Here is a 25,573-nt window from a genome sequence, read left to right as displayed (position 1 = left end):
CCGCATGTCACCATCCGGCTTACAGGCATAACTACCTTTTCCGGTTAATACCACCGGTATTCATCTACGCTCCCCCTTTCTCTTTGCTATCAGACGGTTTATTGTCATATTTTTCTGGCACAGTTGGACATCTGAGAGCAATGCTCGCCATAATAAATCGGTAGTGTCCCGTGAATGAAACGGAGTAAAAGTGGTAATGGGTCAGGAAAAGCTATACATCGAGAAAGAACTCAGTTGGTTAGCGTTCAACGAACGTGTACTCCAGGAAGCTGCTGATAAGTCAAACCCGTTGATCGAACGGATGCGTTTCTTAGGCATCTATTCCAATAACCTCGACGAGTTTTATAAGGTTCGTTTTGCCGAACTGAAGCGCCGAATCATTATTAGCGAAGAACAGGGTTCAAACTCTCACTCCCGCCATCTGTTAGGCAAAATCCAGGCCCGCGTATTAAAAGCCGATCAGGAATTTGACGGTCTGTACAACGAGTTGCTGCTGGAGATGGCGCGCAATCAGATTTTCTTAATCAATGAACGCCAGCTATCGGCCAATCAGCAGAGCTGGTTGCGTCATTACTTCAAGCAATATCTTCGCCAGCACATCACGCCGATCCTGATTAACCGCGAGACGGATTTAGTCCAGTTTTTGAAAGATGACTACACCTATCTGGCGGTAGAGATTATCCGCGGCGATACAATCCGCTACGCGCTGCTGGAAATCCCTTCCGACAAGGTTCCCCGTTTTGTGAATTTGCCGCCGGAAACCCCGCGGCGTCGCAAACCGATGATCCTGCTGGACAACATCTTACGCTACTGCCTGGACGATATTTTCAAAGGGTTCTTTGATTACGACGCACTTAACGCCTATTCGATGAAAATGACCCGTGACGCCGAATACGATTTGGTGCACGAAATGGAATCGAGCCTGATGGAGCTGATGTCCTCCAGCCTGAAACAGCGTCTGACCGCAGAGCCTGTACGCTTTGTCTATCAGCGCGACATGCCCAATGCGTTGGTCGAGGTGCTACGTGAAAAACTGACGATTTCTCGCTACGACTCAATTGTTCCCGGCGGGCGTTACCATAACTTCAAAGACTTTATTAACTTCCCCAACGTTGGCAAAGCCAACCTGGTGAATAAGCCGCTGCCGCGTCTGCGCCACATCTGGTTCGACAATGAGAAATTCCGTAACGGATTTGATGCAATCCGCGAGCGCGATGTGCTGCTGTATTACCCGTATCACACCTTTGAGCACGTTCTTGAACTGTTGCGCCAGGCGTCTTTCGACCCGAGCGTGCTGGCGATAAAGATCAACATCTACCGTGTGGCAAAAGACTCGCGCATCATCGACGCGATGATCCATGCCGCGCATAACAGTAAAAAAGTCACCGTGGTAGTGGAATTGCAGGCGCGCTTTGATGAAGAAGCCAACATTCATTGGGCCAAGCGCCTGACCGAAGCGGGCGTTCACGTCATCTTCTCCGCGCCGGGTCTGAAAATTCACGCCAAACTGTTCCTTATCTCGCGTAAAGAAGGTGATGAAGTCGTGCGCTATGCGCATATCGGGACGGGCAACTTCAACGAAAAAACGGCGCGGCTGTACACCGACTACTCGTTGCTGACCGCTGATTCACGCATCACCAACGAAGTGCGTCGGGTGTTCAACTTCATCGAAAACCCGTATCGTCCGGTGACGTTCGATTATCTGCTGGTTTCTCCGCAGAACTCACGCCGTCTGCTGTACGCGATGATCGACAAAGAGATCGCCAATGCGCAGCAAGGCCAGCCTTCAGGTATCACGCTAAAACTGAACAACCTGGTCGATAAAGGCCTGGTTGATCGTCTCTATGCGGCCTCAAGCTCAGGCGTACCGGTTAATTTGTTGATTCGCGGAATGTGCTCACTGATTCCAAACCTGGAAGGCATTAGCGACAATATTCGTGTTATCAGCATCGTTGATCGCTATCTTGAACATGACCGGGTCTACATCTTCGAGAACGGGGGCGACAAGCAGGTGTATCTCTCCTCCGCAGACTGGATGACAAGAAACATCGATTATCGTATCGAAGTTGCTACACCGCTTCTTGACCCGCGCCTTAAGCAGCGCGTGCTGGATATTATCGATATCCTGTTCAGCGACACGGTGAAGGCCCGCTTCATCGATAAAGAACTCAGTAATCGCTACGTACCGCGCGGAAACCGCCGTAAGGTTCAGTCACAATTGGCGATTTACGACTACATCAAATCACTCGAGCAACCTGACTAAAGATATGCCAATACACGACAAGACTCCACGACCGCAGGAATTTGCTGCGGTCGACCTTGGTTCAAACAGTTTCCATATGGTCATTGCCCGCGTGGTTGATGGCGCAATGCAGATTATCGGGCGGCTGAAACAGCGCGTTCATCTGGCGGATGGTCTCGGCGAAGATAACAAGCTGAGCGAAGAGGCAATGGAACGCGGATTAAGCTGCCTGTCGCTGTTCGCCGAACGCCTGCAGGGCTTTCCCCCGTCAAGCGTATGCATCGTGGGAACCCATACTTTGCGTCAGGCGCTGAATGCGACCGATTTTCTCAAGCGAGCGGAAAAAGTCATCCCCTACCCGATTGAGATTATCTCCGGTAACGAAGAAGCCCGACTGATTTTTATGGGCGTGGAGCATACTCAGCCGGAAAAAGGCCGCAAGCTGGTTATCGATATCGGCGGTGGCTCAACAGAACTGGTGATCGGCGAAGATTTCGAACCCAAGCTGGTCGAAAGCCGCCGTATGGGCTGCGTCAGTTTTGCCCAGATGTATTTCCCGGGCGGTGTTATCAGCCGGGAAAACTTCCAGCGTGCCCGCATGGCGGCAGCGCAAAAGCTTGAAACTTTAACGTGGCAGTTTCGCATTCAGGGCTGGAACGTCGCAATGGGCGCGTCAGGCACGATTAAAGCGGCACACGAAGTGCTGCTGGAGATGGGTGAAAAAGACGGTTTTATCACCCCCGAACGCCTGGACAAACTGACATCTGAAGTGCTGAAGCATGCGTCATTTGATGCGCTCAGCCTGCCGGGGCTGTCAGAGGAGCGAAAAGCGGTATTTGTTCCTGGGCTCGCGATTCTGTGCGGCGTTTTTGACGCGCTGGCTATCCGCGAACTTCGCCTTTCTGATGGCGCGCTACGCGAAGGCGTACTGTACGAGATGGAAGGACGTTTTCGCCACCAGGACGTTCGTAGTCGTACCGCCAGTAGTCTGGCGAACCAGTACAACATTGACAGTGAACAGGCCCGGCGCGTGCTGGAAACAACGATGCAAATGTACGACCAGTGGCATACGCAACAGCCCAAACTGGCCAATCCTCAACTGGAAGCATTACTGCGCTGGGCAGCGATGCTGCATGAGGTTGGGCTGAACATCAACCACAGCGGCTTACATCGCCACTCTGCTTATATCTTACAAAACAGCGATTTACCGGGGTTTAATCAGGAACAACAACTGATGATGGCAACATTAGTTCGTTATCATCGCAAAGCGGTGAAACTGGATGACTTGCCCCGCTTTACACTGTTCAAGAAAAAACAGTTTCTGCCGTTAATTCAACTGTTACGCCTGGGCGTGCTGCTGAATAATCAGCGTCAGGCGACCACCACGCCGCCAACCCTGACTCTGATAACCGACGACAACCACTGGACCTTACGTTTCCCGCATGACTGGTTTAGCCAAAATGCGCTGGTGCTGCTCGATCTGGAAAAAGAGCAGCAATACTGGGAGGGCGTAACCGGCTGGCGTCTCAAAATTGAAGAAGAAACCTCACCCGATATCGCCGCATAAACTCAGAACAGGTGCCAGCGCGTCTGGCGCCTGTTCTTCCAGCGTTTCATGCAATGGCTGTGGTTTACCAATCAAGTACCCCTGCATGTAGTCAATCCCCAGCGAAATTACGGCACTGCGTATTTCTTCACTTTCGACGTACTCTGCAACCACCAGCATTCTTTTCATCCGAGCCAGATGGCAAATAGAAGCCACGATTTGGTAGTCGAGGCTATTCGAAACGATACTGCGAATAAAGCTGCCATCAATTTTCAGGATATCGGCACTCACATTCTTCAGCCGCGCATAGCTGGCGTAACCCGTCCCAAAATCATCAATCGCAATCTGACAGCCCAGTGATTGCAGCTGCAGTAACGTTGCCTGTGCCTGTTCCGCATTGGTTAAGGCGTTGCTTTCCGTGACTTCAAAAATCAACTGCCACGCTTCAACCTTGTACTTAACCAGTAGCTGGTTGATGTCATGCGGAAGTCGGGCGCGACATATCGACGTGGGTGACAAGTTAATGGCAAACCGACGGGCGGGCATTTTTTCCCGATTCTGTGCCATAAACTTCAGCGTATTTTCAATCACCCACATATCGATGCTGGACGACAAGCCAAACTCATGCGCGATCGGCAAGAAGCAATCAGGCGGGATGGTTTCACCGTCATCTCCCTCAAGGCGCAGCAGGATTTCATGATAAACGTCGCCGCGTACGCCAAAAATCGGCTGCGCCATCAGGAAAAAACGATTGTGCTCCAGCGCCAGCTGTAGACGATTCATCATCGCAACCTTATCTTTCAGGTCACGTTGCAAGTGCATGACGCCTCGGCGCTGCAAGTTCTCTGGTGAATTGGTCGCCAGAGAAAGCTCGGCAATGGTGCTTAACTCTCCCAGTAACAGATAGATATGGTTAACAGGAGAACGGACACAGCAAAAACTGATCCCCACCTGCGGCTGTAAAAGCATGCCATCCCAAATAAAACGGAACTGCTTGATATGCCTGTCCAGGGCTTCAATGCGCTCCTGATACGACTCAGTGTTAAAACGCAAAACTAAGTCATTACCCGATAACTGATAGACATGCTCATCCTGTGCCAACAGTGGCGTTATCCACTGTGAGAGTTTTTGCTTGTACTGGATACGCAGCATAATGCCGTAATTTTTTACCAGTAGCTCCATGCCCGGAACACGCAAAAAGCAGAGCACTGACCATGGCGTTTTTTTCAAATCCCGGTTCAATGCGCGCAAATTTGGCAGATGCACCATCGGATCAAAGAATGCCAGACGATGGTTGCGCCGGGTAACAAAGCGTTGGCGCGTTGCCAGTACGGCAATGAAGTTCACGATGAAGGAGAAAACAAGATAACTCGATGAGGTAATGGCAAGCTGGGTATCGTAGCCAGAATACCAGGGCATATAGCGCTGGTAATAATGAATTGCGGTAATAAGTACGACAGACCATATCAGCGAAATAAATCTGTAACCGTAACGCATTGCTCCCCAGAGCATGACAGGTAGCAACAACGACAGAGTATAATTTGTGCTGAATATTGAGCTTTGTTCATTTAACGGCATACACAGCAATGCCATAAGTACAGCCAATATAATCAGCCAGACCGCAAACTCAGTTTTGGTAACTTTGGTATCAAACTGCTGCTTTAATTGAGAAAAATAGCCTCTGACATGCAAAGGGTTGCGGATCGTGCGAATAATAAAGTAGCACAAAGGAACCCCAATCAGATTCCCGACCAGCATAGCCTGATAGTTGATCAACGTGCCAGTATTAAAGGGCATAACCCCCACCATGCCGGATTTACTCTCATAAACGCCCACAAATGCGGCAAACTGGAAGAGGATCAGAAACAGCGTCGCCGGGCAGAAGACCTGCCAAAACATGCGCTGAAACATCAGGTGGGAGTTACCGTGAGATACGTTGTTCCGCCGGGGTGCAAATACTTTATACCCTCCCCAACTCAGCACTATCGTTACAATAAAGTGCGAAATTATTGAGAGCGTTTCAAATAACCCAACCTGCGGATATTTGTAGCAGATAATGGAAATGATAATTCCCGGCAATGCCGCCCAGCCAAAAAATAGCATCAGGCTAATCATCAACGCCAAAGGCATGTAGAAAAGAATTACGGTCCCAGTACTAATATGGGCATAGGTATTGGCAGTGCTCAATATAGGCAACAGCAAAGATGGTATGATGAGAGGTAACGCCCACCATCTATCTCTCATACAAATATAATTTTTATTGAGTTTCATAGATGCTCAGTAGAATCCCGCACATCCTGCAGGGGGTATTCAGACAGGCATCCCACCTGACTCTAAAACGATGAAGTTAAATACATTACTATGTCTCATCGATTTTAGTTATCAGTAAAGGGTGACGTTTGATATATATCAAAAAAAAAGCCCCTCATTAATCAATTATTACTATTTTCATCGTTTCTTATCGTTAATTCATTATTAATGCAAATAATAATATTAATTTTCATAACATATGAGGATAAAACAACTGAAGCAATTTTACATAACGAAAAATTGACCATTGCCTCACAGTATGCCTTAATGTGAGTATCGCCCTCAGTTGGGTACACTACAAGGAACCTTTTGTGAGCCAGGTTACCAGCCTACGCAAACGACACCGATTTAATAGTCGCATGATCCGGATCGTACTGCTTATCAGCTTTCTCTTCTTCTTCGGACGCTTCGTCTACTCCGCTATAGGTGCGTGGCACCACCACCAGAACAAAAAAGACTCTCAGCAGATCACCCAGCCGCAACAGGCATCTCCTGCTCAAACCGACGTGCGCTGATCGCTCGCGCCTGTAATATCTCAGCATTAAGATTCCTTACCGGATGGCTAATCGCCTGACATTTAACCATCCGGTAAGGGATTTGAGTGATGAAACAATACGCTGCCTTACCCACCACACGCACGGAGTTATCGGATAATAGACCGTGTTTTTCGCAAAAATTCACAATCTTTTAATCCCACTTCACCGCACCATTCGCGTTCATTTTTACGTTCCGATTTACTGGGTATAAAAAGACACACTGTGTTCAAATAGACGTCAATTAATATCACCAGAAAATATCACAGGTGAAAGCATTAATATTGTGTATGAAATTAAATGCTTATTTGAATCATTACCATTTTAAATTCTACAGGGTAATACCATGAGTGGTTTTTCATTATTTCCGAAAATAAGCAGCGGTCTTGAATGGATCGCTGGACACAGCGATGCGGTTATTCAATTCGGCTGGAATATCGTTGCCGCCGTAATTTTACTGTTTGTCGGTAAATTTGTCTCTCGCCTGATCTCCAGTGGTCTGGAAAAATTACTGTTAAAACGTAAAGTTGACCGAACCATTATCCAGTTCTTCACCGCGCTGGTACGTTACATTACCCTAGCCTTTGCCGTTGTTGCCGCATTGGGTCGCGTCGGTATCGAAACATCCTCCATTATTGCCGTCATTGGTGCCGCCGGGTTGGCCATTGGACTCGCGCTACAAGGATCGCTTTCCAACTTTGCCGCTGGCGTATTATTGGTCTCCCTGCGTCCATTCCGCGCCGGAGAAGTGGTACAAATTGGGGCAGTTACCGGAACGGTGGAAAAGGTGCATATTTTCTCCACCACCTTGCTCACCGCCGACAGCAAAGAAGTGGTCATTCCAAACGGTAAGATCATCGCTGACAATATCATTAACTATTCCCGCCACCCTTTCCGCCGTATCGACCTGGTGATCGGCGTCGGCTATCAGAGCCGGATAGCTGACGTTAAGCGCGTGATTAACCATATTATCGAGCAAGATACCCGCATCGATAAGCAACGTGGGGTAACCGTTCGTCTGGGAGAACTGGGCGCTTCAGCATTGAATTTTTACGTCCGCGTATGGGTACCCAACATCGAATACTGGAATACCTATTACGATCTGCTGGAAAACATTAAAGAAGCCCTGGACGCCAACCATATCTCCCTGCCGTATCCGCAGATGGATATTCGCGTTGAGAACGTAGCCCCCCAATCTCAACCCCAGCTACAGTTGGTTGATTAATTCACAGCGCTTCGGTATGAGCGCAATAAAAAACCCTCTATAAAAAGAGGGTTTTTTTACATATTACCGGTTCAGAAACCGCTAACAGAAAGGGCTATTATTCCCACTCAATGGTAGCCGGTGGCTTACCGCTGATATCATAAACGACGCGGGAAATGCCGTTCACTTCGTTAATGATGCGGTTAGAGACACGGCCTAAGAAATCATACGGCAGGTGTGCCCAGTGCGCGGTCATAAAGTCGATGGTTTCTACTGCACGCAGGGAAACAACCCAGTCGTACTTACGGCCATCGCCCATGACGCCAACGGAACGTACCGGCAGGAACACGGTGAACGCCTGGCTGACTTTGTTGTACAGGTCAGCTTTGTGCAGTTCTTCAATGAAGATAGCATCCGCGCGACGCAGCAGGTCGCAGTACTCTTTCTTCACTTCGCCAAGCACACGTACACCCAGCCCCGGTCCCGGGAACGGGTGACGGTACAGCATGTCGTACGGCAGGCCCAGCTCCAGACCAATCTTACGCACTTCGTCTTTGAACAGCTCACGCAGCGGCTCAACCAGACCCATCTTCATCTCTTTCGGCAAACCGCCCACGTTGTGGTGAGATTTGATAACGTGCGCTTTACCGGTGGCGGAAGCGGCAGATTCGATCACGTCAGGGTAGATGGTGCCCTGTGCCAGCCACTTAACGTCTTCCAGCTTCAGCGCTTCTTCGTCGAACACTTCAACGAATACGCGGCCGATGATCTTACGTTTCGCTTCCGGGTCGTTCTCGCCTTTCAGCGCGTCGAGGAAACGCTGTTCGCCTTCAACGTGAACGATGTTCAGGCCGAAATGGTCACCAAACATATCCATTACCTGCTGTGCTTCGTTCAGGCGCAGCAGACCGTTGTCGACGAACACGCAGGTCAGGTTTTTTCCGATTGCACGGTGCAGCAGCATCGCAGTCACAGAGGAGTCAACGCCACCGGACAGACCGAGGATAACTTTGTCATTGCCAACCTGCTCACGAATGCGGGCAACGGCGTCATCGATAATTTTTGCCGGCGTCCACAGCGCTTCACACTGGCAGATATCGCGCACAAAACGCTCCAGCATGCGCATGCCCTGACGGGTGTGGGTAACTTCCGGGTGGAACTGCACGCCGTAGAAGCGTTTTTCTTCGTGCGCCATGATAGCAAACGGGCAGCTGTCGGTGCTGGCAACAGTCACGAAACCTTCCGGAATGGCAGTCACTTTGTCGCCGTGGCTCATCCACACATCCAGCAACGGTTTGCCGTCTGCGGTCAGGGAGTCTTCAATACCGCGGACAAGCGCGCTGTCGGTCTGAACTTCAACCTGCGCATAGCCAAATTCACGTTCGTTAGAACCTTCAACATGACCACCGAGCTGCATTGCCATGGTCTGCATGCCGTAGCACACGCCGAACACCGGCACGCCCGCATTGAAAACGTATTCCGGCGCACGCGGGCTGTTTTCTTCGGTGGTACTTTCCGGGCCACCGGAAAGAATAATACCGCTTGGGTTGAATTCGCGAATTTGTGCTTCCGTAACATCCCATGCCCACAGTTCACAGTAGACGCCCAGTTCACGTACGCGACGTGCAACCAGCTGAGTGTACTGCGAGCCGAAATCGAGGATGAGAATGCGATGTTTATGAATATTGTCTGTCATTGACGCTAATTCCGAGGCAAGTGAAACAAATTCGCCCGGCATGTAGCCGGGCGCGGAAACTTATCAGGAGCCCATGCGGTAGTTAGGGGACTCTTTGGTGATGGTCACATCGTGAACGTGACTTTCCTGAATACCCGCACCGCTGATGCGTACAAACTCTGCTTTCGTTCGCAGCGCGTCGATAGTACCACAGCCGGTCAGCCCCATACAGGAGCGCAGGCCGCCCATCTGCTGGTGAATGATCTCTTTCAGGCGGCCTTTATAGGCTACGCGGCCTTCAATACCTTCCGGGACCAGTTTGTCAGCGGCGTTATCGCTCTGGAAGTAACGGTCAGAAGACCCTTTGGACATCGCGCCCAGAGAACCCATACCGCGGTAAGATTTGTAAGAACGGCCCTGGTACAGTTCGATTTCGCCCGGGGATTCTTCAGTACCCGCCAGCATGGAACCAACCATCACTGCGGCAGCACCAGCGGCAATCGCTTTAGCGATGTCGCCGGAGAAACGAATACCGCCATCGGCGATAACCGGAATACCGGTGCCTTCCAGCGCTTCAACGGCATCAGAAACGGCGGTGATCTGCGGAACACCGACGCCGGTCACGATACGGGTAGTACAGATGGAGCCAGGGCCGATACCCACTTTAACAGCGCTGCAGCCAGCTTCAGCCAAAGCGCGAGCACCTGCGCCCGTAGCAACGTTCCCGCCGATAATCTGCAGATCAGGATATTTAGCGCGAGTTTCACGAATACGCTGCAGTACGCCTTCAGAGTGGCCGTGAGAGGAGTCAATCAGCAGTACGTCAACGCCCGCGGCAACCAGCGCGTCAACACGCTCTTCGTTACCAGCACCTGCGCCTACAGCTGCACCAACGCGCAGACGACCATGCTCGTCTTTACAGGCGTTAGGTTTACGTTCAGCTTTCTGGAAATCTTTAACGGTGATCATACCGAGCAGATGGAAGCTGTCATCAACAACCAGCGCTTTCTCAACGCGTTTTTCGTGCATTTTGGCGAAAACGACATCGCGCGCTTCGCCTTCACGAACGGTCACCAGACGCTCTTTTGGCGTCATATATACGCTAACCGGCTGGTTCAGGTCAGTCACAAAACGCACGTCACGGCCGGTGATGATACCGACCAGTTCGTTATCTTCAGTCACCACCGGGTAGCCTGCAAAGCCGTTACGCTCGGTCAGTTCTTTCACTTCGCGCAGAGTAGTGGTTGGCAGTACGGTCTGTGGGTCAGTTACCACGCCAGATTCGTGTTTCTTCACGCGGCGAACTTCTTCAGCCTGGCGCTCGATGGACATGTTTTTGTGGATAAAACCGATGCCGCCTTCCTGGGCCAGGGCAATTGCCAGGCGCGCTTCCGTCACGGTGTCCATTGCTGCGGAGAGCATAGGAATGTTCAGGCGAATGGTTTTCGTCAACTGGGTGCTGAGGTCAGCAGTATTCGGCAGAACGGTAGAATGAGCGGGAACGAGGAGGACGTCGTCAAACGTCAGGGCTTCTTTTGCGATACGTAGCATGGGCAATATCTCACCTGGGAGGTTATTAAATATTGCCGCGGCATTATACAGAGCGTAACCGATTGCATCCACACTTTTTTGCAAAAAAACCTTGCGCTCCTCTGTGAGCATGTTACTTTCGACTGAATAACCTGCTGATTTAGAATTTGATCCCGCTCACATGTTATCCTCTCAGACCACCTCAATTTTTACCGTAAGCCGCCTGAATCAGACGGTTCGTTTGCTGCTTGAGCAGGAAATGGGGCAAGTGTGGATCAGCGGTGAAATCTCCAATTTCACTCAGCCGTCCTCGGGTCATTGGTACTTCACGCTCAAAGATGACACCGCTCAGGTTCGCTGCGCGATGTTTCGCAACAGCAACCGCCGGGTAACGTTCCGCCCGCAGCACGGGCAACAGGTGCTGGTGCGCGCCAACATTACATTGTATGAGCCGCGTGGGGACTACCAGATAATTGTTGAGAGCATGCAGCCTGCGGGTGAAGGTCTGTTGCAACAGAAGTATGAGCAACTGAAGGCCAAACTGCAGTCTGAAGGGCTGTTCGATCAGCAGTTCAAAAAAACGCTGCCCTCACCGGCCCACTGCGTCGGGGTGATCACCTCTAAAACCGGTGCCGCGCTGCACGATATTCTCCACGTGCTGAAGCGTCGTGACCCTTCCCTGCCCGTAATTATCTATCCAACCGCTGTCCAGGGCGACGATGCGCCGGGGCAGATCGTTCGCGCAATTGAGCTGGCAAACGCCCGTGGCGAGTGTGACGTATTAATCGTCGGGCGCGGCGGCGGCTCGCTGGAAGATTTGTGGAGCTTTAACGACGAGCGCGTAGCACGGGCGATATTTGCCAGCCGTATTCCGGTGGTGAGTGCCGTCGGCCATGAAACCGATGTGACCATTGCCGATTTTGTCGGCGACCTGCGCGCGCCAACGCCGTCGGCGGCCGCAGAAATTGTCAGCCGCAATCAGCTTGAACTGCTGCGTCAAATTCAGCATGGTCAGCAACGTCTGGAAATGGCGATGGATTACTATCTCGCCAACCGAACTCGCCGATTTACCCAGCTTAATCACCGCTTGCAACAGCAGCATCCGCAGCTGCGTCTGGCCCGCCAGCAGACCGTGCTGGAACGACTGCGTCAGAGAATGAACTTCGCACTTGAGAATAAAATTAAACAGGCCAATCAGCGTCAGCAGCGCATGCTGCAGCGGCTGAACCAGCAGAACCCACAGCCGCGCATTCATCGCGCGCAGTCACGGGTGCAGCAACTGGAATATCGACTGGCGGAAAATATCCGCGCGCGGCTAAGCGAGCAGCGCGAGCGTTTCGGCAACGCGGTCACCCATCTGGAAGCCGTCAGCCCGCTGGCAACATTAGCGCGCGGCTATAGCGTCTCCACCGCACAGAATGGAGAGGTGCTGAAGAAAGTAAAACAGGTGAAAAAGGGTCAACAAATAACGACCCGACTCGAAGACGGCTGGGTGGAGAGTGAAGTGATGGCAGTCACTCCCCAGAAAAAAACGCGCGCACTGAAAACCCGCTAGTACGCGCGTTCTTTTACTCTCTCTTATTGCCGCTTATGCTTATCACGTAAAGTTGAGACACTCTGAGCGTGTGGATTCATCAGGCAAACCAGTGCCTGATTATCGTTTGCCGTTTTCGTTGCATTCACATAGCCGCTGGTAAGATCGATGGTCTGGTAGTTCTGGCCCACTCTGTCGAATACCCACCAGGCAATATTTGAGCGATCGATCGGCCAGCCAAAACGTTCACCTAATTGACCGCCCGGGTAATCACTGTAAAGTCTTTGCATTTCTTTCAGCGTCGGCTGATGATCATCGGAACAGCCAGATTTACTTGCCAACCCTGCGCCACCATGGTTAAACAATGACCAAGTTTCATTGCCAATGCTGTAAGAACCAAAGGTGTTATCATGCGACGGCGCTTCATTCATCAACAGTGGTCGCTTAAAGACTACGCCATCGCTGCTGGTCACCGTTTCCGGCATATGCCCCCAGTATTGAGCCTTGTCACTATCGGGGCTGGAAATTACGGTAAAGATCACGTTAAGCGAAGAGGTCAAATTAGGATAATCGTCCATCTTCGCCGAAATCGCCGTTTTCAGCCCCATCGCAGTGTCCTGACGCAGGCTAAACGTCGCCTTACCGCCCGCCCCCGTCACGCCGTGATAGACATCAATATGATCATCCAGTAGCACCGTTGTCGCCACTGGCGTCAGTTCCTGCAGAAAAAGATCGTCCGTCACGCCGCCGTTCCCGGTAGTTTTCGCTTCCCCCCGGCGAGACAGACCTTGACTACGCGAAATCGTAAATGCCGCATTCGCAGACGGATTGCCGCTGCTGTCTTTCATGGTGACGGTGAGCGGGATCTCTTCTCCTTTTTTGACTTTCACCGCATCGCTTACCGTATCGAGGGCAATACTGGAAGTCAGTTCAATCGTCGCCGGTACCGGTGAATGCGGGTCGACCAGGCAAACCTGCGCCCCTGTTACACTCCCTGAACTACTTGATGACGATACGTTCCCCACATCCAGCCGCATAGACTGATAGTTCCCGGTATTCGCCGCGCGATCTACCGCAAACCAGAACCATTTTTCATTCACCGGCCAACCATAACGTTCAAACAATGCGCCGCTGGGATTATCTGCATACAATGTTTGTAGATCGCTTAATAAAGGCTGATACGCCTCATCACAGTCGGACTTCCCGGCCGTCAGCGTGGTGGATTGCAACCTCAACGGCCAGCGTTCATTGCCGCTGTTGACGCTGGAAGCGTAACCCGACGTCTCCGCAGCAAGATAAGGGCGATGGAATGTAACGCCAGCGCTGTTAGTCACCGTTTCCGGCATATGGCCCCACATGGCGGCCTTATCGCTGTCCGGGCTGGTGAGAACGGAAAAGATTACGTTTTTACTCACCGTGGCTAAACTGTCTCCCTCCACCGTGGCGGTTACCGTCGTTTTCAGGCCGCTCGAATTGTCCTGCGCTAACGCCAATTGCGCTTTACCATCAGCATCCGTCATTCCATACCATTTCGACGAACCGGAATTGAAACTCGTCGCACTCCCCTCAGGCGTAACGGGCGTCAAGGTCATGTAAGCCTGGTTGTTTGATATCACCGTACTGGCTCGCGTGGTCGATGAAGAACGCCCCAGCACCACCACGGTATTGGCCTGTGGGATGCCGGCAGCATTTTTTACGCTAACCGTTAGCGGTAACGTTTCACCTTTCTTACCCATGAAGCTTGCGTACGTCTCATTCCATGGCATGGAAGAGTCAAGCGTAATAGCATACTCACGTTGTGCCGTCAGACACAGCTGCGTTACGTTGGTCGGGGACGAAGATGCCGTTGTGTTCATGACACCATTACGAAAATTTATGTATTGATATAATGACGTTTGCCCGCTTAGCGTCTTATCACCTGCCCACCATCCATACGAGGCGATCATCGGAAGACCGTAATCAGCGGTTAATGCACTATCCGGGTGATCGTTATACGGCGACGTTAAATCGGCCGCCGTCGGCATTTGGCTCATAGTGCAGGCCCCGCGCCCGCTATTTACATTTTTCACCGTATACCACATTTCATTGTTTTGTATGACCCCCTCCGTATCCGTGGTTGAATTCAGCTCATACCTCAGCCTTGGGCGCATAAATTCCGCGCCGTTGCTGGCGGTGAAGGTCTCCGGCATATGCCCCCACATCTGGGCTTTACTGCTGTCTGGACTGGTAAGTACGGTAAACACTGTCGACAGCGACGAGGTTGCCGCTGGGGTTTTATACAAGCTGGCGTTCAACACCGTTTTCAACCCCGGCCCAGTATCTTCACCTACATCAAGAGACAGCGTGCCGTCCGGGCCGGTGACCCCATAATAGGTACCGTTATAAAGCCAGGTCTGCGGCGCCTGTCCGGTCAGCACCAGCTCCATGGTTGGTATGGTCCAGGAAGTAAGCGCACTGTTGCCGCGTATCGAACCTCGGTCACGCGTCAGGGTAAACGCAGCGTTCCCTACCGGGTTACCGACAGCATCCGTGGTGGTGATCGTTAACGGCACTCTTTCACCCGTCTTCACTTTCACCGCTTGCGCGGTTTCGTCTATTGCCACCGTCGAGGTCAGCGCGATCGTCGTGGCCTGTGTAGCCCCCGTACTCGTACAAATCTGGTACTGCATGGCGCTGGTATCCGTCGCCGACACCGAATGATGACTGCCATCATCCAGATCAACGACATAAAAATCGATGGGCGCTTCAGAAGAAAACTTACTCACATAGCTACCACTCCAGTAGGAGTAGTCTATCGGCCAGCCCTGTGCCGTCTTGATGCTTCTGTCCGGGTATTGGCGATAAAGCGCGTCCAGAGCGTCGATGGTAGGGTAATACCCGGCCGCGCACATCTCCGCATTGTTCTTGCGGCCATCAGGGCCGTAAAAACGGGACCACGCCTCGTTATCTTCCGTATAGCTCATCACATTGAGAGTATTACTCAGCTCCGCGTACAGCAGCGGCCGGTGGTAGCTCGTACCGTCTGCCGCCGTCAGCGTGTCCGTCATATGCCCCCACAGCGTCGCCTTGTCCGAGTCGGGGCTGGTGACCACCGTAAAGATGGTGTCGAGGCTGGCACTCACGCTGGCATTGCCGTACAGCGCCGCCGTTATCGCCACTTTAGTGCCGTGCGTATCCGGGCGGGTCACATTGACGATTTTGCTGCCGTCCTCGCCCGTCAGGCCGCCGATTTTCGTCGCCGTATCGTTAACAGATTCGCCGTCAATGACCACCGGCGACACAATACCATCACCGCTGCCAGCGGCATGTTTAACATTCTGTCGGGTAAAACCATCACCACGGCTCATGACAAAAGGCGCTTGCGGCACAGGGTTTCCATTGGCGTCTTTCACCGTGACCTTCAGTTGTAGCGTCTCACCTTTCTTCACTCTTACCGCATGTACGCTATTAACGTTGTTGTCATACCACTGCGACGCATCCACCGGTTCAATGGTGATGGACGCCGCCGCCGGGTTATCGCTGGTCAGGCAACTGACGTAATCCGAAACATCGCCCCCCGCCGTCACTTCACCACCCGACAACGATATCTGCTGCCAGCTGGACTGGCTGGCGTACGTGACGGACCAGTAGTTAAGCCCCACAGGCCATCCGGCAACCGTATGTATCTCGCCGTCATTGTTGGCATTGTACAAAGTGGTAAGCTGGTCGATACGCGGCAGACGATTAAGCGCACATCCCCCGGCGGCGGTATTTCCCAGTGCATCGGCATGCATCACGCGGGCCCAGGTTTCATTCACTTCATCCTGGGTTCGGGTCGCCCCCACCTCTACCGCCAGTTTCGGGAGTTCAAACGTGAGATTATCCACGGTTATGACGTCCACCATATGCCCCCACATATGGGCTTTTGGCGTATCCGGGCTTGTCGGAACGGTAAACTTCACGCTACGCGAGATAGGCGAGTTCAGCAGTGAATCAATCGGTACTACGCTTAGCGGTGTGATTACCCCCACGCCGCGTGGCTGCTCAAGAATAATTTGCGCGTCACCGTTAGCATCCGTAGTCCCCTCATACGTCATTGAAGATGTACCCGCGCCATAGGCAACGCTGTCAAATAGCAGTTCCCCCTGACTTGGGTCAGTAAAGCCGGTGGTCATCCCGTTGCGATTTTTGCCGAGCCCCATGGTGACTGAAAACTTCACATTCGCTATCGTTGCTCCATTCAGCGCATTTTGTGAATGGACGTTCATTTTGATTTGCTCGCCAACTTTGGCGACGGGCAGGCGTAACGAGACATCGTCATTGAAATAGACGCTCAGTTGAGCCACCATTTCATTGGCTGAACAGGTCAGATAATGGGCCACTCCGCCGATACCTTTACTGCCATCGCCCAGATTGAAATACGCCATCTGCGCGGCATCATCGGCAATATAGGTCCCCGATGCCGTCGGCCAGCCGTATTCGGTCAGGAGCTTATTATCAGGATGCTCGCCGTAGAGCGTTGCAAGCGACCCCGTATCAGGTACCTGCCCTGCGCCGCACTGATTCGTGGCAGAGATCAGAGAATCGAAGGTGGCCCATTCTTCGCTATTTTCACTTTGCTGACCGGTTTTATGACTTGTTTCGGACGCCAATAGCGGACGCTTGTAGAGATTACCCTTCTCCACAATACCCCGTTGCATATGGCCATACATATTCGCCCCGTCAACGTCCGGGCTGGTTATCACGGTGAAAATCACGTTAAACGGCAGAGTGACTCGTTCGCCTTCATCATCGTTCATCACAATGCGGATCGGCGTGTCCACCCCCACCCCGCTGTCGTGGCTCAATGACAGATGCACCTGCCCGTTGGCGTCTGTCACCCCGGTATAATGCTCCGGGGACGACGCGCGCATATCATTGCTGCGGATAACCACCCGCTGATTATCCCACTCATCTTTGTGCTCCCCTTTGCGGTTAGACGCAGGGTCGACAAACAGTTCCAGGTAACGATAAGGCAACGGTTTGTTGTTATTCCGGTCAACCACGCTGGCTATCACATCAATCATCTCGCCGACCTGCGCCTTGTATGGCGCATCGGGAGAAAGGGTGATTTTTGGAAAGGCTAAAGGCAGCGCTTTATCCACGCAACTCACCAGTAAAGCCGTACTGTTGCTTTCTCGTATCACCGCCCCGCTCCCCATACTGGTGGCGTAGTGATAAATATCGAGCTGATCTTTCGTGGACGACCAGTAGGTATCAATTGGCCAACCGGGATAGGCCGCCGCGGTGCTGTGGGCGGCCCGCAGCGCCACCAGCTGTTCGGCATCCGGCAAAATAGCACAGTGGTTATCCGCGCTATCCCAGGTAAACTGCGCCCAGATTTCATTGTTGGCAGCAAAAGTAGCACTAGTGCCACTGGTTTCCGCCGCCAGTTTTGGACGCGTGAAGGTATAGGTGACGCCATCGACGTTTGCCGTAGCGCTTTCGTCCATATGCCCCCACATCGCCGCTTTGTCGCTGTCCGGGCTGGTCAGGGTGGTGAAAATGACATCGACGCTGTCTTTTAGCACCGTATTGTTTGCCGGCATCACCGTCAGGGTAGTTTTTACGCCGGGGCCGTTTGCCTGGGTGACGGTCACTGTCGCTTTGCCGTCAGCGCCCGTAACACCGTGATATTCCGTCGCCGTGGTGGTCAGTTCCGTATCACCAACGTGTACCGGTGCATTATTGTTGACGATGTTCTGGCGGTTAAGCGCATCGCTGCGGGTAATAATAAATGCGGTATTGCCCACCACGTTACCGGCGCACTCGCGGGTGGTAACGGTCAGCGTGATACTTTCCCCTGCTTTGACCTTGGCTGCTTTTAACGTGTCGTCCATCGGTACGGCGCTGAGTGACAGTGGCTCGCCCACGGCGGTAGCTACGTCAATCGCCACTTTTTGTTCGGTTAAAGCAACCGTATTGCTGTTCGGTGTTCCCGTCGACGTAATGAGGTAAAGCGCGGGTAGCGCACTGCTATCTTCCAGCTGCGGCCAGACCACGTAATGCCCGCCGGCCATATTCTGCGCACAGAACGTTTTATTGGCGACCGGCTGCGGGTTAAGCGGTTCATCCGGTGTGGCGGCATCTGCCCAAACTAAACTGATAACGGGCGCCTGTTCGCTTTCCCAGCGCAGCGGCGGTATGGCGAACAGATCGCCCTCGGTATCGAGCGGATTAGCCAACTGCAGTGCGCTGGCTGAATCGTCAACGCTGAAGTCGCGGGGCATCGCGCTGAAGGCCACAGCGTGCGCTTCACCGGGAGAGAGCACAACGCTGCCCTGATAAACCGGAACGAACGCGCTGTCCGCCGTCGGCGGGGTGCCGTTTATCGCATCCGTAGCTGTGCGCAACTCCTGCCATGCCCCACTTTTTAGTGCAGAAAGTACCGGCACTGCACCCATTAACAGAGCTAACGCCAGTAAAGAGCGATAAACTTTATTCACCTGCCAGATCCCCCATCCTTGAGCAGTCACTACCCATTTATTTTGTGTTCGCGTTTCAACACACTTTGCTTAACCCCAAGCTAAACAAAGGGCGCGGAAAAACCGCTCCCCAAGGAAGCGGTCTTGCACGGTTTTATTTACGTTGATAGTCGATAGACAAGCCATAGCCCTGGACGCCATCGTTGCCGAGGGTAACGCCATCGGCATTATCGAAGGCAGCCTTCGCTTCGGCGTTGGTAAGCGGAATAACCAGATCGCTATTGTTGTAGGTAGCGTTGACAATCCCACCCACAGTGCCCAACTGCAGACTGTTACCGGTGAATTTCCAGCGGTAGTTGTAATCACTGGTAACTTCTTCACCTGCATCGTAAGAGCGACTGGCGTTTTTATCTTTCCACAGCAGCACTTTATAGGTGGTGTTGGTTTTAAGTTTGGTGCTCGTGCCCAACAGATTGGTTGTTGTACCCGCCTCGTAGATGACGACGTGGACATTTTCATCGACCACCGGACCTTCCGGAATGTCATCATCGTCAGAACCACCGCCAGCGTTGGTCGACAGATCGTTTAGCAGCAATTCTGTGGCAACATTCGGATCGCCGGTAGTTGTGGTAGGCGTAATTTTAATACCGATGTAGCGATCGGCATCCGCAGCCTGAATTTCATAGGTGTCGCTGCCTTTTGTACCTATCTCTTGTGCATCGCCGCCATTCTGATCGCTATAGCTCATCCACTGCACAGTCGCTTTGGTCGCCGTGTTATCCGCATCCAGGTCACCTTCCGTATCGCCGATAGCCCAGTTGACCGTCACTTTGTCGCCCGCGTGAAACTGCCGGTCACCTTCAGTTGCCACGGTTCGACTACCACGGTCAATCGTCACCGTGACATGTGCTTTATCCGTTTCCGACGTTTTATCTGCAGCCCGTGTAATCCACGGGATAGTCCCTTGAATAGTACCGGTACTTTCTGTCGCACTTTGCCACTGACCGGCTTTCAGACTCCCATTAGCCGCGACTGCAGGCACAGCACAATACCCTGCCACAGCCAACGCCAGTGCGACCTTCGTCAGCCGCCGTTTTAATACTAATTGCATCAAGACTCTCCTTTTTCTTCAACATTCAGCGACTGGCTGGTCAGCCACTACGCTGACACTATTTCTGGCTATACACCACGCGTATGCCATAGCCCTGAATACCATCCTGCTCATGAGCAGCGAATTTTTGCGCAGCCTCTCTATTTGTTGCTGGCAACACCAGATCTTCATTGCGGGTATTGGCTTGTGCTCCGGTATTTCCCGTCGCGCTTTGCCCGGTAAATTCCCATTGATAGTCATAAAGCGACATTTCATCTTCTGTCAGTTGTTCTGACATCTGGAAAACGCCGTCTTTATTGGCATCACGCCACAGTACAAATCGATAGGTATTATTGACGACAGGATGTCTATCTTGTTTGCCGCTCAAATTAACGGGAGAAGATGTGTTCATTTGATAAATGAGCGCATTCAACGCATCAAGCGCATCACCGGTAAACGTCACGTCAACATAGTTACTGTCGCCGTAGGCGTCTTCCTTCGCTTTCCAGCGAAACGTACCAGGAAGCGTACTGGAGAGCGTGACGGTTCCCGCCTTTTTGTCACGGCTGGCAATGAAGACGCAGGGCAATTCGGCGGTACAAGCGCTGGAGGAAAGCGACACCTTTTTGTCATTGCTGTCATAGAGTTCAGGCGCCATAGCCTCATCCACCAGCGCTTTACCGTTACGATCGGTCGTATCCCCAAATGAATCTGTCAGCACCAGGTCCATCACAACACCATCGACGCCATCCGCCAAAGCGCTGGCCTCATGGCTATGATCGGTACGATCGGCGTCAGCGACGTTATCGACAATCAATTCGATTTTACGATCCTGCTGGACGGTAATTTCCACAGCACCCGAGTTTTGCTTATTCCCCTTTTCATCTTCCAGGGTCATGCGCACTTTCCAGGTATTTAACTCTGTACGCTGTGCTTCTGTATCCGCATTGACCCACGCCGGGAGGACCAGATTCCAGCGATTATTATTCCCTTCAGTGAGGGCATCAGCTTTTACCACTGGCATCACTAATGTGCGATTGGCATTATTTTTTGCCTGCCAGGAGGCGGAGATGATTTTGTAGTGATGAGAGACAAGCGCATTGATCGTCCACTTACATTTCTCCAGTCCCACCGCAGACTCAGGCGTGTCTTCAATTACGCATTCAGGATGGACATTGGTTGCATCGGCTTTGAGCCATAACGCAACATTAAGGGGATCTTTTTCGCGGTATTCAAGAACGATAAAATTATTACGCTCGACAAAATCGGTACGGCTGCCCATTAAAGAGCGCTGAATTTTTACGTTTTCCGGATCAAGCTGAGCCGCCAGGGGCGTACCTAACTGATAAGTGACGGTTGCGTTGATGCTAAGGTCGGCATTATCTCCAGTGCCGGCTTTGTAATCTGTACCCAACGTGACCATCGGCACAGGCATGTAATTGAGACCAACGGTTACCGCATGGGGATTTTTTTGTAAATTGTCGGTACCAAATAATGCCACTTCATCGCCATAGTACTGCTCGTAGACTAATTTCCCACCGAGCTGTGGATAAAATGACAGCCAGCTTTCAGCCCGAATATCCCATCCCCGGGCGGGGCGCTCTTCATAAAACTCGAAATCCTCAGACTCTTTCCAGTCAGAAAGTGGATGGTAATAGTTGCCAGAGAGCTTCAGATAATCTGTCCATGCCTCAGTGCCCAAACCTAAGCGACGGTGCCCACGGGTAAAATCGTAGTCATAAAAAGCGTTGCCGCCGAGTAACCAATCCCCCACATTTTGACGCAAGCCAAAACCGATATTTCCAATGGTCCGATCCTCTTTACGCTGCGCGGAGATTTGGCTAAAAATCAATGTATATTGGTTGTCGTATAAGGGAACAAAATAGTCGAGAGAGCTACCATCAAGATCGCCCCCTTCGCCAACAGATAAACTGGTCCGTACTTTTCCGTACGGTGACATTAACCCTTCTATATACGATTGCGTGGAGGAGGTAATTTGATTTTGCAAATAGCTTTGCGCCTGTGATTTCAACGCGTCAGGCGTCAGGTTTTCAAAGCCTTGTGTCGCAGAATTAATAAAATAGTCGGCACCTTTCTCTTTAATAGATTGATCTTCGTTATTATGCTGTTCTTTTTGTACCGATTCACTGCCGAGATCGGGCAACGTAGACTCGCTTATGTCATTTGCTGCTGCAGGCGCAACAATATTGTCCCCGGCAATAACTGCGCCAGAAACGGATAGCACGAGCAAGATAACAAAGCGCACCCTTCGGGCCATAACATGTTCCTGTATTAACAAAGTTGCTGTACAACAGGAACATTATATTTATGATTTACCCTAATGAATGCCTTTACAACCTAAATATAATCCTAAAAAATCAGCCGAATTATCAAAGCAAGATAAAACATTTGTAATAATAGTTAAAGCTGATTAGTATTCATAAAAATATTAATCAGCAAAAATTATTCATAATATAATTTATATTACGGCATTATATTCCACGCGTTTCTTCGAAATCAGTCCATGACCATTCTGACAGAAATAATCCACCGCTCCGCAGGCTTTTAATACTTGCAGTGGCAGATGGCATTCCGGACAACGCGCTTCCAGTTGAATATCTTTGTGACAATGCTCGCAGTGCGCCACACCATTTTGTGGCTCCAGCTCTGCATGACAATCCGGGCAGGTAATCGACATATCGTGTCCTTATACAGAAAATGTATTGCTGATTTTATTTTAACACCATGCGCTTAATGTGGCCCACGTAACTGCTGCTGCAATGTTAACAGGCACTCCACTTCTTCCAGCCTGCGCAGTGTCGTTTGGCTCACCTCCTGCGGACAACGTTCAAACAAACTTTGCGCTCCCAGAATTTGCTCAGCGAGGCAATGGGCGTAAATCGTACCGGTAATGCTCCAGCTTTGTACCGCCTCGCCGTCAATCACTTCCAGTACATCTTCTGTACCGCGTCGGTCATGGCTGATAATACGTCCGTCACGCAGATAAAGCCGCAGACCTTTTTGCCCACCAGCTGGCCCCGCATATTTGTTGAGCCAGATATCCAGTGGAATGCCGCTAATCTGCCCCTGAAGATGCGCCTCGCCTTCTGCCGTGGTCAGGTCACTCCGGGGGATCTCACGTCCCAGACGGTCTTTAGCACTCACTAACCGCAGCACCATCTCATTATTCCCTCCCAGATACCGTACCGTTTCCCGCAGCATTGCTAACACGTGCGTACCGATATCCAGAATCACGCCATCCGGGTGGCGAAGTTCACGCGTGTCCGGTTCACCGGTGGCAAAGTTAAGCGCTATCGGCTCCCCTGCGACGTTAAATCCACTTGGCTCCTGCAAAAAACCTTCGATTTTCACAATCTCGGCAAAAGTGCTGACCACCCCTCGTTTCACCATTTCGATGCGCGCCATCCAGTGGTCGAGTGCCAGTACACGGTCGGCGGCTCCTGGTTGAGCCAGCAGCATTTTCAGTTTTTCAATTTGGGAGAGCGTGGCGACAATAGGTTTTTCAACCACGATACGTGCGATGGGAGAGGCCAGGGCTTGTTCAAGCACCTCAAGGTGATGCAAGGATGCGGTCGTGATGAACAGGGTATCAAGAGGCTGAGTAAACAGCACTTCGAGCGACGTACAACGCGTCACACCTGCTGGCTGTTTTGTGGGTTGAACATCAAACCCCACACAGCGTAATGAATCACCGAAGAGGCTACGTAATGCGGGCAAGTATGCCGTTTCAACGACTGCGCCCAGCCCAACAAATCCTAACAGCATGTTCTCACCTCAAAAGTTGAATTACCGGGGCATAACGTCTGCCCCGGCATCATCGAGGTGCTATCAGGCGCTAGTTGCCGGTTTAGTCTGTGTATTCTCCAGCATGCGACGAATCGGAACAATGAGAACGATCAGTACCGCGGCGCAGATAAGCAGCGCAATCGAGCAGCGCGCGAAGAGATCTGGCAGCATATCAAGCTGGTCGGCCTTCACATGACCACCAATCAGACCCGCGGCCAGGTTACCCAGCGCACTGGCGCAGAACCACAGACCCATCATCTGTCCACGCATTCTTTCCGGTGCCAACAGCGTCATGGTCGCAAGACCAATTGGGCTCAGACACAGCTCGCCGAGCGTAAGCATCAGGATACTGCCTACCAGCCAGAATGGAGAAACACCCGCGCCGCCATTTGCCAGCACGTCTTGCGCCGCGAGCATCATCACGCCAAAGCCCGCCGCTGCGCAGAGAATGCCGATGACAAACTTGGTGATACTGCTTGGGCGAATATTCATGCTCGCCAGTTTTGGCCACGCCCAGCTGAATACCGGGGCCAGCAGAATGATGAACAAAGCGTTAATCGACTGGAACCATACTGCCGGGATTTCAAAATCGCCGATCATACGGTTAGTGTAGTCGTTGGCGAACAGGTTGAACGAGGTAGGTTTCTGCTCAAAGGCAGACCAGAAGAACGCAGCGGAAACCAGCAGGATAAAGCAAACCAGCAGCCTGGCGCGTTCTTTACGGTTCAGCCCCGCAAAGACGAACAGATAGATAAAGTAAAGCGCAACTGACGCGGCAATCACGTACACCAGCATGCTGGCAACCGCGACCGGGTTAATCACAATCACTCCCTGCGCAATCAGGGTAACAACAATTGCTACACCAACTGCCAGCGCCAGCAGCCACGCGCCCACACCATTACGTTTCACAACCGGGCTGTTCCAGGTCGAGTCCAGGCCCACTTCGCTATCGTAGCGTTTCATCGCCGGAACGGCAAAGATACGGAAGATGAGCAACGCCACCAACATTCCGATACCACCGATACCAAAACCCCAGTGCCATCCGTGAGTTTTAATCAGCCAACCGGAGATCAATGGCGCGATGAAGGAACCCAGGTTGATACCCATGTAGAACAGCGAGAAACCGCCGTCACGGCGCGCATCGCCTTTTTTATACAGCGTACCCACCATCACCGAGATACAGGTTTTGAACAGGCCAGAACCGAGCACAATGAACATCAGGCCAATAAAAAACAGGTTGTCACCCATGATGGCCGAGAGCGCAATCGACAGGTGACCAAGTGCTATCAGGATGGAGCCATACCATACCGCTTTTTGTTGACCAAGCCAGTTATCCGCCAGCCAGCCACCTGGCAGCGCAGCAAGATACATGGTACCGGCAAAGATACCGACAATCGCCGAGGCATTTTCACGCGCCAGTCCCATGCCGCCGTCATAAACGGTAGCCGCCATAAACAGGATCAGTAACGGACGAATGCCATAAAACGAAAAACGCTCCCACATCTCAGTAAAGAACAATGAGCCGAGCGGATAAGGATGACCGAAGAAAGTTCGGCTTTCTTTTTGATTAACAGAGGATTGCATAATTCTCCCGAAAGTTATGTCGTCGTGCGTGTAAACACCGCGATGTACGCCGACCAGTTACATAGCTGGTCGATT

General features: G+C 51.8%; 14 protein-coding genes. 5 read left to right on the top strand and 9 right to left on the bottom strand.

All coding sequences use genetic code 11. From position 1 onward, the window contains the following. Window positions 1-196: 196 nt before the first annotated feature. Window positions 197-2,263 (top strand): polyphosphate kinase 1, encoded by a 2,067-nt coding sequence (ppk1, locus tag SK33_RS06595; RefSeq protein WP_003037917.1) that lies wholly within the window; start codon window positions 197-199, stop codon window positions 2,261-2,263. A gap of 4 nt (window positions 2,264-2,267) precedes the next feature. After that, complete coding sequence (gene ppx, locus SK33_RS06590) at window positions 2,268-3,809, top strand: exopolyphosphatase (RefSeq protein ID WP_003037914.1); 1,542 nt, start codon at window positions 2,268-2,270, stop codon at window positions 3,807-3,809. Here the strand turns inward: ppx and SK33_RS06585 are convergent. Then, a complete protein-coding gene (locus SK33_RS06585) occupies window positions 3,789-6,059 on the bottom strand; it encodes a bifunctional diguanylate cyclase/phosphodiesterase (protein WP_008319753.1) in 2,271 nt (756 codons plus the stop codon). The genes ppx and SK33_RS06585 overlap by 21 nt on opposite strands. 350 nt (window positions 6,060-6,409) lie before the next feature. Here SK33_RS06585 and SK33_RS06580 point away from each other — a divergent pair, with 350 nt between their 5' ends. Beyond that, the gene (locus SK33_RS06580) at window positions 6,410-6,613 is read left to right on the top strand and encodes a YfgG family protein (RefSeq protein ID WP_071524479.1); all 204 of its coding nucleotides are present in this window, start codon (window positions 6,410-6,412) and stop codon (window positions 6,611-6,613) included. Window positions 6,614-6,977: 364 nt separating this feature from the next. Further along, window positions 6,978-7,856, top strand: a complete 879-nt coding sequence (gene mscS, locus SK33_RS06575) for a small-conductance mechanosensitive channel MscS (RefSeq protein WP_032937867.1) — start codon at window positions 6,978-6,980, stop codon at window positions 7,854-7,856. Window positions 7,857-7,953: 97 nt separating this feature from the next. On the opposite strand, the gene guaA is transcribed toward mscS, so the two are convergent. Both guaA and guaB read right to left on the bottom strand, forming a co-directional pair. Then, window positions 7,954-9,531, bottom strand: coding sequence for a glutamine-hydrolyzing GMP synthase (guaA, locus tag SK33_RS06570; RefSeq protein ID WP_003037760.1), 1,578 nt, complete (start codon window positions 9,529-9,531; stop codon window positions 7,954-7,956). Between the two features lie 63 nt (window positions 9,532-9,594). Further along, window positions 9,595-11,061, bottom strand: coding sequence for an IMP dehydrogenase (gene guaB, locus SK33_RS06565; protein ID WP_003037756.1), 1,467 nt, complete (start codon window positions 11,059-11,061; stop codon window positions 9,595-9,597). Window positions 11,062-11,221: 160 nt separating this feature from the next. On the opposite strand from guaB, the gene xseA reads away from it, so the two are divergent. After that, window positions 11,222-12,595 (top strand): exodeoxyribonuclease VII large subunit, encoded by a 1,374-nt coding sequence (xseA, locus tag SK33_RS06560; protein WP_048218385.1) that lies wholly within the window; start codon window positions 11,222-11,224, stop codon window positions 12,593-12,595. Between the two features lie 23 nt (window positions 12,596-12,618). Here xseA and SK33_RS06555 read toward each other — a convergent pair whose 3' ends face one another. The 6 genes from SK33_RS06555 to SK33_RS06530 form a co-directional block, all read right to left on the bottom strand. Continuing rightward, the gene (locus SK33_RS06555; RefSeq protein WP_048218386.1) at window positions 12,619-19,038 is read right to left on the bottom strand and encodes an adhesion domain-containing protein; all 6,420 of its coding nucleotides are present in this window, start codon (window positions 19,036-19,038) and stop codon (window positions 12,619-12,621) included. A gap of 133 nt (window positions 19,039-19,171) precedes the next feature. Next, window positions 19,172-20,128: a SinI family autotransporter-associated protein gene (locus tag SK33_RS06550; protein ID WP_048218387.1), complete on the bottom strand. Its 957-nt coding sequence runs from the start codon at window positions 20,126-20,128 to the stop codon at window positions 19,172-19,174. A gap of 58 nt (window positions 20,129-20,186) precedes the next feature. Then, the gene (gene sinH, locus SK33_RS06545; protein ID WP_048218388.1) at window positions 20,187-22,385 is read right to left on the bottom strand and encodes an intimin-like inverse autotransporter SinH; all 2,199 of its coding nucleotides are present in this window, start codon (window positions 22,383-22,385) and stop codon (window positions 20,187-20,189) included. 201 nt (window positions 22,386-22,586) lie between these two features. Continuing rightward, window positions 22,587-22,805, bottom strand: a complete 219-nt coding sequence (locus SK33_RS06540) for a zinc ribbon domain-containing protein (RefSeq protein ID WP_003037742.1) — start codon at window positions 22,803-22,805, stop codon at window positions 22,587-22,589. Window positions 22,806-22,858: 53 nt separating this feature from the next. Further along, window positions 22,859-23,893 carry a Gfo/Idh/MocA family oxidoreductase gene (locus tag SK33_RS06535; RefSeq protein WP_048218391.1) on the bottom strand — a complete coding sequence of 345 codons (1,035 nt, stop codon included), beginning with the start codon at window positions 23,891-23,893 and terminating at the stop codon, window positions 22,859-22,861. Between the two features lie 63 nt (window positions 23,894-23,956). Further along, window positions 23,957-25,498 carry a peptide MFS transporter gene (locus SK33_RS06530; protein WP_003037736.1) on the bottom strand — a complete coding sequence of 514 codons (1,542 nt, stop codon included), beginning with the start codon at window positions 25,496-25,498 and terminating at the stop codon, window positions 23,957-23,959. Between the last annotated feature and the right edge of the window lie 75 nt (window positions 25,499-25,573).

It is taken from the genome of Citrobacter sp. MGH103, assembly GCF_001034475.2.
GTDB lineage: Bacteria > Pseudomonadota > Gammaproteobacteria > Enterobacterales > Enterobacteriaceae > Citrobacter > Citrobacter freundii.
This window is presented reverse-complemented; position numbering and strand designations above follow the sequence as displayed.